The sequence below is a fragment of the Variovorax sp. 10L426 genome (assembly GCF_056395305.1).
Map to the genome: position 1 here is coordinate 65123 of NZ_JBFTJF010000001.1, position 15205 is coordinate 80327.

15 protein-coding genes and 1 pseudogene are annotated in these 15205 nt (G+C 64.3%); 9 read left to right on the top strand and 7 right to left on the bottom strand.

The annotated features are described in order from the left end of the window. The first annotated feature begins 69 nt into the window (after nucleotides 1–69). From AC1DHL_RS00320 to AC1DHL_RS00340, 5 genes are all read left to right on the top strand, one after another. Nucleotides 70–1341 (top strand): phosphotransferase family protein, encoded by a 1272-nt coding sequence (locus AC1DHL_RS00320; protein WP_478159762.1) that lies wholly within the window; start codon nucleotides 70–72, stop codon nucleotides 1339–1341. After that, nucleotides 1341–1895, top strand: a complete 555-nt coding sequence (locus tag AC1DHL_RS00325) for a hypothetical protein (protein WP_478159764.1) — start codon at nucleotides 1341–1343, stop codon at nucleotides 1893–1895. The genes AC1DHL_RS00320 and AC1DHL_RS00325 overlap by 1 nt, the downstream gene beginning before the upstream one ends. A 40-nt stretch (nucleotides 1896–1935) precedes the next feature. Next, nucleotides 1936–3771: a TRAP transporter large permease gene (locus AC1DHL_RS00330; RefSeq protein WP_478159766.1), complete on the top strand. Its 1836-nt coding sequence runs from the start codon at nucleotides 1936–1938 to the stop codon at nucleotides 3769–3771. Nucleotides 3772–3835: 64 nt separating this feature from the next. After that, nucleotides 3836–4840 carry a TRAP transporter substrate-binding protein gene (locus AC1DHL_RS00335; RefSeq protein ID WP_478159768.1) on the top strand — a complete coding sequence of 335 codons (1005 nt, stop codon included), beginning with the start codon at nucleotides 3836–3838 and terminating at the stop codon, nucleotides 4838–4840. A 25-nt stretch (nucleotides 4841–4865) separates the two neighbouring features. After that, nucleotides 4866–5885, top strand: a complete 1020-nt coding sequence (locus tag AC1DHL_RS00340; protein ID WP_478159770.1) for a DUF7064 domain-containing protein — start codon at nucleotides 4866–4868, stop codon at nucleotides 5883–5885. 366 nt (nucleotides 5886–6251) lie between these two features. On the opposite strand, the gene AC1DHL_RS00345 is transcribed toward AC1DHL_RS00340, so the two are convergent. Beyond that, complete coding sequence (locus AC1DHL_RS00345; protein WP_478159772.1) at nucleotides 6252–6767, bottom strand: CinA family protein; 516 nt, start codon at nucleotides 6765–6767, stop codon at nucleotides 6252–6254. 18 nt (nucleotides 6768–6785) lie between these two features. Next, nucleotides 6786–7691: a LysR family transcriptional regulator gene (locus tag AC1DHL_RS00350; RefSeq protein ID WP_478159774.1), complete on the bottom strand. Its 906-nt coding sequence runs from the start codon at nucleotides 7689–7691 to the stop codon at nucleotides 6786–6788. Nucleotides 7692–7794: 103 nt separating this feature from the next. On the opposite strand from AC1DHL_RS00350, the gene AC1DHL_RS00355 reads away from it, so the two are divergent. The 4 genes and pseudogenes from AC1DHL_RS00355 (at nucleotide 7795) to AC1DHL_RS00370 (ending at nucleotide 12358) form a co-directional block, all read left to right on the top strand. Next, nucleotides 7795–8658: an aldo/keto reductase family oxidoreductase gene (locus tag AC1DHL_RS00355; protein ID WP_478159776.1), complete on the top strand. Its 864-nt coding sequence runs from the start codon at nucleotides 7795–7797 to the stop codon at nucleotides 8656–8658. A 108-nt stretch (nucleotides 8659–8766) separates the two neighbouring features. Continuing rightward, nucleotides 8767–9939 carry a M20 aminoacylase family protein gene (locus AC1DHL_RS00360; RefSeq protein ID WP_478159778.1) on the top strand — a complete coding sequence of 391 codons (1173 nt, stop codon included), beginning with the start codon at nucleotides 8767–8769 and terminating at the stop codon, nucleotides 9937–9939. Between the two features lies 1 nt (nucleotide 9940). Further along, nucleotides 9941–11137 (top strand): annotated as a pseudogene (locus tag AC1DHL_RS00365) (diaminopropionate ammonia-lyase); the annotation flags it as partial. Nucleotides 11138–11161: 24 nt separating this feature from the next. After that, complete coding sequence (locus AC1DHL_RS00370; protein WP_478096818.1) at nucleotides 11162–12358, top strand: M20 family metallo-hydrolase; 1197 nt, start codon at nucleotides 11162–11164, stop codon at nucleotides 12356–12358. A 26-nt stretch (nucleotides 12359–12384) separates the two neighbouring features. On the opposite strand, the gene AC1DHL_RS00375 is transcribed toward AC1DHL_RS00370, so the two are convergent. From AC1DHL_RS00375 to AC1DHL_RS00395, 5 genes are all read right to left on the bottom strand, one after another. Next, nucleotides 12385–12741 (bottom strand): hypothetical protein, encoded by a 357-nt coding sequence (locus tag AC1DHL_RS00375; RefSeq protein ID WP_478096614.1) that lies wholly within the window; start codon nucleotides 12739–12741, stop codon nucleotides 12385–12387. A 145-nt stretch (nucleotides 12742–12886) separates the two neighbouring features. Next, on the bottom strand, nucleotides 12887–13327 hold the full coding sequence (locus AC1DHL_RS00380; protein WP_478159780.1) for a hypothetical protein: 441 nt from the start codon (nucleotides 13325–13327) through the stop codon (nucleotides 12887–12889). Between the two features lie 125 nt (nucleotides 13328–13452). Next, nucleotides 13453–14136 (bottom strand): murein hydrolase activator EnvC family protein, encoded by a 684-nt coding sequence (locus tag AC1DHL_RS00385; RefSeq protein ID WP_478159782.1) that lies wholly within the window; start codon nucleotides 14134–14136, stop codon nucleotides 13453–13455. A gap of 34 nt (nucleotides 14137–14170) precedes the next feature. Next, entirely contained in the window at nucleotides 14171–14794 is a 624-nt protein-coding gene (locus tag AC1DHL_RS00390; protein WP_478096608.1) for a hypothetical protein, read from the bottom strand. Nucleotides 14795–14944: 150 nt separating this feature from the next. Beyond that, on the bottom strand, nucleotides 14945–15181 hold the full coding sequence (locus tag AC1DHL_RS00395; RefSeq protein ID WP_478096606.1) for a hypothetical protein: 237 nt from the start codon (nucleotides 15179–15181) through the stop codon (nucleotides 14945–14947). Between the last annotated feature and the right edge of the window lie 24 nt (nucleotides 15182–15205).

Here is a 15205-nt window from a genome sequence, read left to right on the forward strand (position 1 = left end):
ATTTCCCTAGCAGCGCGTGATCGTTCTCTAACTAGTATTGCGCTAGTGTACGGTACACATGCAACTCCAATGAATCTCCAATCGACGCTCGCGCCAGGCCGGCCCTCGCAAGAGGGTCCGGCCATACCGCTGCCGTGGACGGTCACCGATGCCGACCGCGACAACCCTTCTGCCTCGTTCATAGAGCGCATGAGGGCGCAATTCCCCATGGAGCGCGAGGCGGACCTGATGCTCACCCGCAAGATGCAGCGGCGTGCGGGCCCCCGCTTCGACGGAGCGAGCTTCGAGGCGATGAACGGATACATCACGGCATTGCTCAGAAGCAAGATCACCGGTGAGTTTCGCCTGACCGACCCACGGTGGTTCTCAGGCGGTGCCTCGAAGATCCAGATGGGCTTCACCTTGCATTGGGACGAACCGGGCGTCGGCCCGACGTCGACCCGCCTGGTCGCGCGCATGGAGCCGGCGGAGTCGCTCAACTCCACCAGCCGGCAACGGGAGTTCGAGCTGCTGGCTGCGTTCACGGGCGTCATTCCTGTGCCTCGCGTGTACTGGGTGGATCCGGACGGCACCTGGTTTCCGGAACCTGCGCTGGTCTATGCGTTTGCCGAAGGAACCACCAAGCCCAGGGCGCACCAGGGGAAAGTCGCAGGAATCGGCACGAACTTCGGTCCCGAACTGAGGAAGCGCCTGGCTCCCCAATTCATTGAGACTCTCGCGAAGATTCACAATTTCGATCAGGCGCAATGCGCCTTCGCCTCCTTCGATCGTCCATCCGTGGGGACCACCGAGAGCGCCCTGTGGCAACTCAATCGTGCACGCCGGATCTGGGAAGAAGATCGTGGAGAGGAACTGCCCCTCATGGAGGTGGCTTCGAATTGGCTGGAACGCAATCTGCCCACACTGGACCACGTGAGCGTGGTCCATGGCGACTATCGCAGCGGCAATTTCCTGTTCGATGAGGAGTCGGCGCGCATCACCGCAGTGCTCGACTGGGAGCGCGGCTACCTGGGCGATCGCCACCGTGACCTGGCCTGGACCACCGCCGAGCAGTATGGCCACTGGAGCGAAGACGGGAAGACTTTCCTGGCTTCGGGAATCGCTCCCATCAGCGAGTTTCTCGAACGCTACGAGGAAGCCTCCGGGCTACCTGTCGATGCGGCCCGCCTGCGGTACTACCGGATCTTCAATTGCTACCAGATCGTCGTGACCGCCCTCGCGTCGTCCTATCGCGTCGTGCGCCTTGGCAAGACACACCAGGACGTGCTTATCGCATGGATCGAAGCAGCGGCCTTCGGTGCCATGGAGGAGCTCCGTCACGAAATGGAAGGGAGCGCCTGATGGCCGACTACACCGACAACGCACTGCTGTCTTGCATCAAGGCGCTCGACAATGTTGTCCTGCCCGCCGTGGATCCGGAAGATCCCCTGGCCAGTGAGCAGCTCCGACTGGTCTCCGGATTCATGAAGTTCCTGCGTTCGAGATTGCCTTATTGGCAATCCCGGCAGTTCTTCGAGCTTCATCACTACCTTGGTCTGGCGCGCAGCCTCGCTGCTGACGCGCGGCTTGCCCCGGACGAGGTCTCGCAACGCCTGGACTCGGCCATCGAACAGGCGAATGCAGTGCAGCTACAGGCTTCGCCGCCGCTCGCAGAGATTCGCGCAGCGACCGCCGCTCTCGCGGCCCCGATCAGCGCTTTGGTGCGCGTTGTTGCCAAGGCAGACCCGGTTCTGCGTCAACGCGTGGAGCAGCAGATCCTCAAGCACTCGAAGCAATGGGTCGACATGCAACGCACATGGTTCCTGCCGCAGGGTTTCGAGCTTCGCGCTGGCGAGCTGCCATCGCTTGACGATGTGTTGACTGGTCCCGCGCCGACGCAACTCGCTACCGGCTAACCTGCAAACAGGGGCAAAGATGAGCACCATCGATACGCCAATGTCAATCCGGTCAAGCGTCTCCACCGGCCCTGAACGCGTGCTCCGCTACGTGCTGGAAATTCCGGCGGTGGTGTTCATCCTGGCGGAGATCGTCATCCTCCTGTCGGGCGTCGTCTCCCGCTACCTGTTCCACAGCCCCATCGGCTGGACCGACGAACTCGCCAGCGTCCTTTTCCTCTGGATCGGAATGCTCGGGTCGGCCATCGCCTTTCATCGGGGCGAGCACATGCGACTCACCTTCCTGCTTGAACGCATGAGCATGCGGTCTCGGACCCTGGCGGAAGCCTTCGGCCTGGTGATCGCGCTTGTGTTCCTCGTTGTCCTGATCGCTCCTGCGGTGCAATTTGCCGTCCACGAGCACATGATCACCACACCTGCGCTGGGCATTCCCAACAGCCTGCGAGTCGCCGCGCTTCCTGTCGGCTTTGCCATGATGATCATCATCGCGTTGGCGCGACTCTGGCGGACTTCCAGCATTCGCGACGTCGGGATCGCATTCGCTGTCGTCGGCTGTGCGGCCGCTGCCCTCTATCTCTTCGCCCCTTCTATGAAGTCCGTCGGCAACTGGAATCTGCTCGTCTTTTTCGCGCTGATCGTGACGGCGTCGCTGCTCCTGGGAGTTCCCATCGGCTTCTCCTTCGGGATTGCGACGCTCGCCTACGTCCTCCTGGCGACACGCGCACCCTCAACAGTGATCATCGGACGCATGGAGGAAGGTTCTTCACACTTGATTCTGTTGGCCGTACCGCTGTTCGTACTGCTCGGTGCTCTGATGGAGGTCGCGGGGCTGGCACGTGCGATGGTCGGCTTCCTGGTGGCCCTCATCGGCCACGTGCGCGGGGGACTGAACTACGTTCTTCTCGGGGGCATGTATCTCGTTTCGGGAATTTCCGGATCGAAGGTCGCCGACATGGCCGCAGTGGCTCCCGTGCTCTTCCCAGAGATGAAGAAGCGAGGGCAAAAGCCCGGCGAAATGGTGGCAGTGCTGGCGACCTCCGGCGCGATGGCAGAGACGATCCCCCCAAGCCTCGTCCTCATCACGGTCGGCTCCGTCACCAGCATTTCGATATCGGCCCTCTTTACCGGCGGACTGCTACCGGCGCTCGTGCTTGCCGTCGCACTGGCCCTCCTGGCGTACTTCCGTTCACGAGGGGATGACATGAGCATGGCGGTGAAGTCATCGCGGCATGTCATCGGCAAGGCCTTCCTCGTCGCCCTGCCGGCGCTCACGCTGCCCTTCGTTATCCGATTCGTGGTCACCGAAGGCATCGCGACCGCAACGGAAGTGTCCACCATCGGCATTGTCTACACCGTGCTATTGGGTGTCTTCGTCTACCGGCAATTCGCATGGCGCCGGGTCTATGGACTGATCGTCGAGACGGCATCGATGTCCGGCGCCATTCTGTTCATCATCGGGGCCGCCAGTGCAATGGGCTGGGCTCTGACTCAATCGGGTTTTTCGACGCAGCTCGCATCGATGATGTCCGGAGTTCCGGGTGGGAGATGGGGGTTCCTGCTCATCTCGATCGCAGCGTTCGTCGTGATGGGCAGTGTCCTCGAAGGTATTCCAGCACTCGTGCTGTTTGCGCCGCTGGTGTTTCCCATCGCCCGTTCCTTCGGTATCCATGAAGTCCAGTACACGATGGTGGTGATCCTCTCCATGGGTATCGGCGTGTTTGCTCCGCCCTTGGGTATCGGCTACTTCATCGCATGTGCCATCGGGAAGGTGCCTCCGACCGACGCCATGCACTCCATGTGGCCGTACCTCGGTGCACTGCTCGCCGGCCTGCTGCTGGTCGCCGCCGTTCCCTGGATTTCAACGGGCTTCCTGTAGCCGCCGCCTCTTGTTCGACCCACCGTTGCCAGCCATCTGGCAGCGAATCCTCACTGGAGACATCATGACCATCCAACGTCGCTCCTTCCTCGCCGCTACCGTCGGAGCACCGCTCTTCGCAGCAAGCGGCCTCGCGAAGGCTGCCGAGTTCGATCTCAAATGGGGTTCCTTCGCCCCGCCGGACCACCCCCTGAGCGTGAACGCACTCGAAGCGGCGAAGCGGATCAATGCCGAATCGAAGGGTCGTATCTCGATCCAATACTTCCCTTCGAGCCAACTCGGCGGCGACACCGACATGCTCTCGCAGGTGCGCTCCGGTGCGCTCGATCTGTACACCACGTCGGCCTCTTTCATGACGACCCTGTCCCCGGCCGTGGGTGCCAGCGCCCTGGGCTTTGCCTTCAAGGACTACCCGTCCATCTGGAACGCCGTGGATGGAGATCTCGGAAAGGTTGCGCGCAAGGCCGCGGCCGCCGTGAACATCCACATCTTCGAGAAGTACTGGGACCTCAGTTTCCGCACCGTCTCCAGCGGCAGCAAGCCCGTGCTCGCGCTCTCGGACATGCAAGGCCTGAAGATCCGGGTGCCGGTACTGCCGATGTTCTTCTCGATGTTCAAGGCACTGGGCGCGGCACCCGTGAGCATGAACTTCTCGGAGCTGTACACGTCGCTCCAGACGAAGCTGGTCGACGGACAGGAGAATCCTCTTGCAAACGTCTATACGGCAAAGCTCTATGAGGTCCAGAAGTACATCGCGCTCACGAATCACTGCTGGGAAGGCATGCTGATCAGCGCCAACCGCACGCAGTTCATGGGCTTGCCGGCCGACGTCCAGGACATCATTACCCGCAACATCAACGCGGCAGGCCTGCAGCAGCGCGAGGACATGCGCAAGCTGAACGCAGACGTGAAGTCCAAGCTCGAAGCCGCCGGCCTCAAGTTCAACGACATCGACATCGCGCCTTTCCGCGAGAAGCTGAGGCAGGCGGGCTACTACAAGGACTGGCGAGCCAAGATGGGCGAAGAGGCCTGGACCGCGCTCGAGAAATCCACCGGCCCGCTCGCCTGATGACGATCTACTGGAGATTCAAGAAATGATCACTAGCAAGGACTCCGAATTCCATCCGGTGAGTCGAGACAACTGGCGCTGGACCGAAACCACACCACTGAGCTTCTCGGTGCCAGAGGCAGGCATCCTCGGGAATCTTTACATCGCCGCGCGTCCCAATCTCGGCGTGGCTCTGTCGTCGGTCGGGATCGTGCAGGGGTTCCGCTTCCATCCCCACGAGGTGGATTTCAGCGACGCGCAGATGCACCTGCCCTGCCCCGACAATTTCACCAACTACGAATTGGAAAGCGGCCTGCGAGTCCACGTGACCAAGCCGCCGAGCGAGGTGCACTTCCAATACGAATACAAGCTGGGAGGGGGATGCTCGTTCGACCTCCGGTTCCGGGGTCTGCACGAGCCCTTCGACGCCGGCGACCCGGACCAGAACCCGCTGCTGAAAACCGATGCCGGCCACACATTCGACGAGCGGCTCGGTACGCAGTGGGGCAACCCTTCGACCGACCCCAACGATCCGAGCGGACATTTCGAACTGCTCGGTCATATCACCGGACATCTGGTCCTGCGTGACAAGCGCTACGAAGTGAACTGCTATGACTGCGTCGACCACAGCTGGAGCCGGCGAACGGAAACCAGCAAGCGCGCCGTCGGTTGGATCTCCGCAGCCTTCGGTGAAGACTACGGCATTCACCTCACGATGCTCCTGGACGTCCAGAACGGCCAGACGGTGTACGAGAGCCTGCGGAATGGCTACGTGATGGAGGATGGCGCCGTTTACGGCCTCGTTTCGGCCGCCGTCGACGGATACGGCGCGAACCTCAACCCCATGAACTGCCGCATCGTTGCAACCGATATCCGGGGCAAGAAGCATGAGGTATCCGGGAACGCGATCGCGGTCCACCCCTGGTACAACTACAACCCCTCGCACGTGGCGTTTCAGTCATTGATGCAGTGGCGCAGCGGCAATCGCATCGGCCACAGCGAGATGGCCAACATCTTCGGCTTGGAATACCTGGCCGGGCGGCAGGCGCGCAAGTCAGCGTTGTGAACCGGCTCTTGGCGGCCCGGGCATGAAGGGTCGCCAAGGAGCGCGGGTTGACCCGGTCTTGCACCATCGCTTTCAACGGCAAAACAACTTCGCGTCACTCCAGACTGGCCTGCAGGCGGGACCGTGTGCAAAATCGAGGCATGACTGAACCGGGTGAACTGTCCGACGAGGAACTGCTGGATCGCGCACACCAGCTTCGGCTGCTTGCATTGCGCGGTCACCGCAATGCGAGGGGCGCGGCCCACCAGCATGAGGCCGAAGTGCGGCGGCGCTTCGGAACTCCATCGACAATGAGCGCTTCGCTCGAGTCGGCGCCAGCCCGTCGGCGGCCGTTCTGGCGCTTTTGGTGAGCGGGTGCGCGCCGCTTCAGCCGTTCCCCGCAAGCAATGCCTCTTCGAACAGCACAAGAAGTTGGCGCCCGAACAAGTCCATGTTCGCCGCACGATCACCGCTGCCAGTCTCGATGGTCCTGCTCAGCGTGGTCGCGCCAACGACGGCGACGCACACGTGTCCCGGCGCATCGCCATAGGGACTGCCCGAGGGCCCAGCCGCGCCGCTTTCACTGATACCCCACGACGCGCGATGACTGTCGCGCATCTTGCCTGCGATCATGACAGCGTAGGGCTCGGTTTCTGCGCGAATGCCCGCGACGTCGGCCGTCGTGAGACCGAGCAGCGCCTTGCCCGCACGCCTTGAGTAGACGACCGCGCCACCAAGGAAGAAACGTGACGCGCCCGGTACGGCAAGCAGTGCGGCCGAAACAAGCCCGCCGGCCGACGATTCCACGACCGCAATCGTTTCCTTGCGCTCTATCAATATGGCGGCGACACGTTGCGCGAGGTCCGCGAGCGACGGAAGGTTGGAGCTTTCAGAGGTGACCATTTTTGGAGGGAGCAAGGCTCAGGCCCAGGGCTGCATCGCCTTGGCGAAGTCGACGAAGGCGCGCAGTGGCGCTGGCAGGTGCCGACGGCCGGAGAAGTAGAGAAAGGGTCCGGAGAAGCTCGGCCACCAAGGTTCGAGCACGGGCTCCAGTTCGCCGCGTTCGATGTAGGGACGCAGCCAGTCCTCGAACAGGTAGACGATCCCGCTGCCAGCCACGGCGGCATCTACCGCGAGGTCGGTGGTCGCACCAATGCCGACGATCAACGGCCCCTTCGGATCAACCTTGATCAACTCGCCGCCGCATTCGAACTCCCACGCGTTCATCGTCCCGCTCGCGAAGCGCCCGCGCAGGCAGGCGTGTTCCAGCAGCTCGCGCGGGTGCACAGGGCGGCCACAGCGATCGAGGTAGGCCGGCGACGCGGCGGTCGCGAAGCGCTGCACACGAGGACCGATGGGAACGGCAACCATGTCCTGCTCGAGCCGTTCCTCATAGCGAATGCCCGCATCGCAGCCTTCGGCCAGCACATCGACGAAACGATCTTCCGCGACCACCTCGAGGCATATGTCGGGGTATTTTGCGAGGAAGGGCGGCACGATCCGTGGAAGGACGAGTCGCGCGGCGCTCACCGGCACATTGAGCCGCAGGCGACCGGCCGGTCGGTCGCGGAAGCCGTTCATCACGTCCAGCGCCGAGCGCACTTCACCGAGCGCTGGCGCCAGCCGCTCCAGAAGGCGCGCTCCGGCGTCCGTCGGCGCAACGCTGCGCGTGGTGCGATGAAGCAGGCGGACGCCCAACCGGGTCTCGAGCCGACGGACCGCGTCACTCATGCGCGATGCACTGGTACCAGCCACACGCGCTGCGCCGCGGAATCCGCCCTCACGGGCAACTGCCAGAAAGGCGGTGAGGTCTGCCAGATCATCCATCGACTGTCCTGATTTCCGCACGGCCTGTGCAGATTGCAATGGATTGTCGCGCAGTGCTTGCAGTTCTAGATTCGTGGCATCCCATCCATTGAAGGACTGTTCCATGACCGACATTCATCTCGCAGGCACCTACCGCCTTGGCTCCCGCACCGTCAACCGTCTGGGCTACGGTGCCATGCAACTCGCCGGCCCCGGTGTCTTCGGCCCACCCAAGGACGAGAGAGCCGCGCTCGCAGTACTGCGGGAGGCCATCGCCCAGGGCGTCAGCCATCTCGACACCAGCGACTTCTATGGGCCGCACATCACCAACCAGCTGATTCGCAAGGCGCTGCATCCCTATCGCGACGACCTGGTCATCGTCACGAAGGTCGGCGCTTGCCGCGGCAACGACGGATCGTGGAACCCGGCCTTCTCCGCCGCGGACCTGGAACGCGCTGTGCACGACAACCTGCGCAACCTCGGTCTGGACGTGCTCGAGGTCGTGAACCTGCGCGCCATGTTCGATGTTCACGGCCCGGCCGAGGGATCGATCGAGGCGCCCCTGAGTGCACTGGCCGAACTGCAGCACCGCGGACTGATCCGGCACATCGGCCTGAGCAACGTCACGCCCGCCCAGATAGCGCAGGGCCGCACGATCACCCGGATCGTCTGCGTGCAGAACCACTACAACCTCGCGCACCGCGACGATGACGCCCTGATCGACCAGCTCGCCGCCAGCGACACGGCCTATGTGCCCTACTTCCCGCTGGGTGGCTTCACACCACTGCAGTCGAGCGCCCTGAGCGATGTGGCCGCACGACTCGGCGCGACGCCGATGCAGGTCGCCCTCGCGTGGCTCCTGCGCCGCTCGCCGAACGTGCTGCTCATTCCGGGCACGTCATCGATCGCGCATCTCAGGGAGAACCTCGCGTCTGCAACACTCGCCCTGGCCGCCGAAGATCTGGACGCCTTGGACCGCCTTGCATAGCGCTGCTGTGCGCCGCTGAGCCCGCACGGGCGGGCAATCCCCCACGAAATCACGCGAATCCGTCGCGTCGAACTATCCTTCGACTCCCACCTTGTCGAGAGAAGTCCGATGTCCGACTCCGATTTCGAAAAACTACTGCAAAGCTGGCGCCACCACCTGCACCGCCATCCCGAGATGGGCTTCGACGAGAAGCGCACGGCGGACTACATCGCGCGGGTGCTGGGGTTGCTGGGGCTCGAAGTGCATCGCGGCATCGGGGGGACCGGCGTCGTGGGCAATCTCAGCGTGGGTGATGGCCGAGGGGTGATTGGCCTGCGCGCCGACATGGATGCCCTCGCCATAGCGGAAGCCGCCGAAGGCCGGGCGCACGCCTCGCTCCATGCGGGCTGCATGCATGCCTGCGGACATGACGGCCACATGGCGATGCTGCTGGGTGCTGCGCAACTGCTTGCGCAACGGCGGGATTTCTCGGGAACTGTCCGTTTCATCTTCCAGCCCGCCGAAGAGCACGGCCGAGGCGCGGCCGCGATGATGGCCGACGGCCTGTTCGAGCGCTTCCCCGTCGACGAGATCTACGGCGCGCACAACATCCCGGGCATGCCCACCGGCCACATCGCGACGCGCGTCGGCGGCCTGATGGCGAGCGAGGACAACTTCGTGATCCGCATCAAGGGCCGCGGCGGCCATGCGGCGAGACCGCAGATGGCGATCGATCCGTTGGTGATCGGCGCCGAGATCGTCCTCGCATTGCAGACGGTCGTCTCGCGTTCATTGGAGCCCGGTCAGCCGGCCGTCATCTCCTGCACCGAGTTCATCACCGACGGCATTCGCAATGCGATCCCGACGCACGTGATGATCAAGGGCGACACGCGCAGCTATTCACTCGAAGTCCAGGCCCTGCTGGAGCGGCGCATGCGCGAGATCTGCGATGGCATTTGCGGCGCGCACGGCGCGTCTTGCGAGGTCGAGTACACGCACGAGTTCGCGCCGACCATCAACTGGCCCCAATGCGTGCCTGTGGCGATCGCGGCGGCCACGGCCGTCGTCGGCGCCGACAAGGTCGATGCACAGGTGCCGCCGATGATGATTTCCGAAGACTTCGGCGCCTTCCTTCGCGCGGTGCCGGGCGCCTTCGTCTTCATCGGCAATGGCGACGGCGACAGCGCCGGCGCCATCCCGCTGCACAACGCACGCTACGACTTCAACGACGCACTGCTGCCTATCGGCGCCCGCTACTTCGCCGAGATCGCTCGCATCAAGCTTCCCCAAAGTGACAACTGACATGCTGTTCGCCAACCCGCAAGCCCGCCGCCAGCCCTACGACGACGCGCTGAAAGAGATCATGAACGCCGACCGCGCTCGCGAATGCCGGCGTTGGTTGTCGCCGTGGCATCAACTTCATCCGGGCGCGACGCCGCTTTGGAGCTTGCCGCGCATGTCGCTGGCGCAGATCGAGATCAAGGACGAATCGAAGCGATCGCCGCTCGGCAGCTTCAAGGTGCTGGGCGCGCCCGTCGCCCTGTTGCGATTGATCCTGCGACGACGGCCGGATCTCAAGCCCGACGATCTGCTGGCCGGTCGGCATGCCGATGCCTTGCGCGATCTCGTCGTCATCAGCGCGACCGACGGCAACCACGGACGCGCACTCGCTGCCGCGGCACAGAGCGTCGGATGCCGGTGCGTGATCGTGCTGCATGCGCATGTCAGCCCCGAACGGGAAGCACCGATCGCGGCCCTGGGTGCGGAGATCGTGCGCATCGCAGGCAACTACGACGAATCGGTGCAGGAAGCCGCGCGACTCGCGGCGCGCAACGGGTGGACCGTCGTGTCCGACACTTCGTACGAAGGCTATGAAGACATCCCTCGCGACGTGATGCAGGGTTATGGGGTGATCGCCGACGAACTGCTCGACGATGCGCCGGCCGGCCCCGCCAGCCCGTTCACGCATGTATTCCTGCAAGGCGGGGTCGGCGGATTGGCAGCCGGCATGGTTGCCCCGTTGTGGGAGCGCTATGGCGCCGAGCGGCCCGTGTTCGTTGTCGTCGAGCCCGAGCAGGCCGACTGCCTGCTGCAGAGCGCGCGCAGCGGCCGCGCCGATCGCGCCACCGGCTCGGTGGACTCATTGATGGCCGGGCTGGCCTGTGGGGAGACATCGCCGCTGGCCTGGCGCTTCCTGCAGCCGACGGTGGATTTCTTCATGACCGTGACCGACGACCAGGCGGTGCAGGCGATGCGCGCGCTCGCCGAAGGCGTCGCCGGGGACGTGCCCGTTCTCGCTGGCGAATCCGGCGCGGCAGGGCTGGCCGGCCTGATGGCGGCGATGGCCGATCCGGATATGGCGCGTCGCATCGGGCTCGACGCGTCGTCCCGCGTGCTGCTGGTGAATACCGAAGGCGCGACCGCGCCGGCCGTGTATGCATCGGCCGCTGGGCAATCCGCCGACGCAGTGCTTGCCGCGCAAGCCGACTGGCTTTCACGCGAAGGCATTGCCGAAGCTGACCTCATGGCGCGCATCGAAGCGCACGCCCGCATCGGCGCGATCGACGGCGGCGGGGTCAGCCGCGTCGCACTGACTGATGCGGACAAGGCCGGGCGCGATCAACTCGTGCGCTGGATGAAGGATCTCGGCCTCGACGTGCGCATCGACGAGATCGGGAACATCTTCGGGATCCGGGCCGGCATCGACGACGCAGCGCCGGTGATGACCGGTTCGCACATCGACACCGTTGCCACCGGCGGCCGATACGACGGCATCTACGGCGTGATGGCGGGCCTCGAAGTCATGCGATGGCTCGATCGTCACGGCGTGACGACCAGGCGCCCGCTGGTCGTCGCGGCTTTCACCAACGAGGAAGGCGTTCGCTTCATGCCAGACATGATGGGCTCGCTGGTCCATGCGGGCGGCTATCCCTTGCAGCAGGCCCTGGACACGAAGGGTACGGACGGCGCGCGACTCGGCGACGAGCTGCGACGCATCGGCTACGCCGGCGACATGCCTTGCGGCACGCTGAGGCCGCACGCCTTCGTGGAGTTGCACATCGAGCAAGGTCCCGTGCTCGAAGCCGAGGGTTTCGCGATTGGCGCCGTGCAGGATCTGCAGGGCATCTCATGGCAGGAGATCACGATCATCGGCCAATCGAACCATGCAGGCACGACACCGATGCGCATGCGCCGCGATGCCGGGTACTGCGCGGCGGCGATCGCGGTCTTCGTGCGCGAGTTGGCGGAGCGCTACGGCGGCGGCCAGGTGAGCACGGTCGGGGCGATCGAGCTGCATCCAAACCTGATCAACGTCATCGCATCGCGCGCGACGCTGACCGTCGACATGCGCAACACGGACGAGCCGACGCTGCAACGCGCGGAGCGGGAACTCGGGGAATTCATTGCGCGACTGGCGCGCGAGCAAGGTGTCGATATCAAATCCAGAACGCTGGCTCGCTTCGACCCCGTGGTGTTCGATCAGCGGCTTGTGCGCCGCGTCGAGGAGGCCACCGCATCACGCTGCCTGTCGCAGCGACGGATGACCTCGGGTGCCGGACACGACGCGCAGATGATGGCGCGCATCTGCCCGGCAGCAATGATCTTCGTGCCCAGCCAAGGCGGGATCAGCCACAACCCGCGCGAGTTCACGCGGGCGTCCGAACTCCGCAACGGCGCGAACGTCCTGCTGGACGTCCTGCGCGCGCTGGCGAACGAGTGACGATGTGAGCGCCTTGGCGCGGTGCGTCAGGGCTTCTGCTTTTCCGGCGCGTCGGCGTTACCGCCGCGGGCAAGTTCGCCTGCCTTGTTGGCTTCGCGTGCGGCGGCACGGCGCTTGGCATTTGCAGCCTTTCGGTCGGCCCTCGACACCTTCGGCGCCGCCGTCGGCTCGCTCTGTCCTTCTCCGATCTGCGGGCCACGTGCGGCTTCCTGGCCCGTCGTCTTGCGCTCGGCGCGACCGGCAGCTCGTGAGTCAGGCGTCTGCTTCGCCACCGGCGGTGCCTTGCCTTGTGCAGGATCTACTTCACCGCTGGACTGCGCAAAGGCCGACGTCGCGACCAGCTGGATCAGGGCAAAGCTTGCAGGCAGGAGAATCTTTCTCATTTGGACTTTCTTGAAGTTGGACAAACCCACCGCGTGGGCATGGGCATATTGCCAACTCTCGCTGTCCGTGTCCACCAATCCGGCCTGCGCTGCGTGGTGTCCTGCCCACGATCACGTCATTGCGACGCGCCCATGCGCGCGCTTCCTAGTGGGCGGCGCGGACCTTCAAGGTGGTGAAGTTCAAGAAATCGGTAGGCGCAAAATTCGACTCGGGTGCTTCCCGCTTGCGGGACTTGAGCACCGGTTGCGCGAAGTCCATGAAGTCGGTGGGCGCGAAGCCGATGTCGCGCGACACGGGCGCCTGCACCTGACGCTTCCTCGACTTCTCGCGCAGGCGAGCCAGGTCGGCCCGGACTTCTTCGAGCGTGCGCATCGGCTTCGTGGGTGCGGCAGGTACAACCGATGCAGCCGGCACCACAGGCGAAACAACGGGCGGCTCGACCCTGTGGGTTCGTGTCGGCGCCGTCGAAACACTGCGTCGTACCGCGGCTCGCGGGGCCGGCCGCATCGGCACGGGCTTCGTGAGCACGGCCCACAGGCCATGGAGGATTCGATGGAACGTACCGAGAGCGTGGGATGCTTCCATGACACAGTTGAGCCAAATAAGGATTGGCGCGATTGTGTGACCGAGGCGACTGAAGCCAAATGACCTACAACACATCGCAACTGGTGAACTGCGCAAAATTCCACGCAGTTCGAAATTTAGGTGTTTCAGGGTGCCGATGGGGCAGCAGCCTTCAGATACGGCATCGGATCGACCGCATGTCCCCCGCGCCGAAGCTCGAAGTGCAGCCTGGTGACGTTCGAATCCGTGTTTCCCATTTCGGCGATCTGCTGGCCGGCCTGCACTTGCTGGTTCTCCCGCACAAGAATCTTGCGGTTGTGCGCATAGGCCGTCATCAGGTCGTTGTCATGCTTCACCATGACCAGATTGCCGTAGCCCCTCAGCGACGAGCCCACAAAGACCACACGTCCCTTTGCCGCAGCCACGACGGGGGCGCCAGGATTCCCGCGAATGTCGATGCCCTTGTTGGTGCCACCGTTGTATCGCCCACTGACCTGGCCTGAGGCGGGCCACAGGAACGTCCCTGCCGCGGTGCCGGGCGCCGGCGAAGCCGCTACCTTGGGTGCAATGGACGAGCCTGACTTGCCGGCAGCCGCTGAGCGCGTCTTGCCCTTGCCCTTTGCTTGACGTTTCGCCTGGCGCTGCGCCGGTGGCTTCGACGCCGCGAACTTGGGTGAAGCGGCGCTGGATGAAGAAGATGCAGAGTCAGCGCGCGCAGCCGTCGTCGAAGACGCAGCGCGTGGACGCGAACTCTCCTTGGGCGATGTGCCGCATGCGACGACGAGTGCGCAAAGAATCGCGCCGATCCCGAAACGGATACCCGAAACCAAGCTTGTACGTGTGAAGACTCCTGCCACCTGACTCCTAACCCCCCCGTTCGATGCGGCCAGCGGCCCGGACCCAGTAGAAGTCCTTGCCCGGCCGGGCGGGGCCAACCCGCAGCACGTGCCGACGGGTGGACTGGATCTCGTCTTCCGCCCCGCAGTAGAGCGGCAGCCCTTTCGCCGTCGTGCGGTGCGCGTCCAGCAACTCTCGCAATGGCACGCGGATGCTTTCGATCCCCTTCGACGACGACCGCACCGTCACGAATTCTCGCGACACGATCAGTTTGCTGGGCGCCTGGAACTCGACGGTCTCCATCAGCCGCCGAGTCTTCCAGATGGCCTCGACGGCCGGCGCCATCATCACCGAGTCGGGTGTCGAATAGCCTGGAAGATGCGCGCTGTTGGCCGCGGCGAGACAGGCGAGCAGGTGCGGCGTGAGCTCGATGCTGACGGAGCCGGAATCCACGGCGGCCGAGGCTTGTATTTCGATGATTGCGGTTCGGGCAAAGTGGCGCACGCTTTCCGCGATGGCGGCGCGCGCGCGCCGACGTCGGGCCCTGACATGTGCGTAGGCCGCCAGTCCCGCGACCGGCGAAGCGGCCGCGAAGACTTTGATCGCGAAGAGATCGTCCCCGGTGAATATCACCACCGCGTCCTCGGGCAACGAAGGTGGCGGCGCGCCGTGAAGAGAGAGTCGGTCATCGGAAGTGGTTCGTTCGCAAGTCGTTCCAGCGGTGACGCTTTGCGGAACGCATGTTACCTGCGAACCGCTGTTTCACAGGATAGACGCGCGCGTCGTGAGGGAAAGACTGGATCAGCTCCCGGCCACCCAGCGCTTCCACCAAGGGCGACGCGGGGCCGGTGGCTCTTCGGCGAGCTGTTGCATCAAGCTCGTCCTGACGCGCCGGCGCAATTCGACTTCCAACGCGTGCGCGACGCCGTAGGCCGATTTGTCTCCACGCGAGGCGCGAGCGCGCCACTCCATTGCATAGGCTACCAGCGCCTCCTCGTCGAGGCTGGCGAGTTCTTCATTGGAGGGGATGGCGGACATGGAACGATGGTCGCGAAAAGCAGG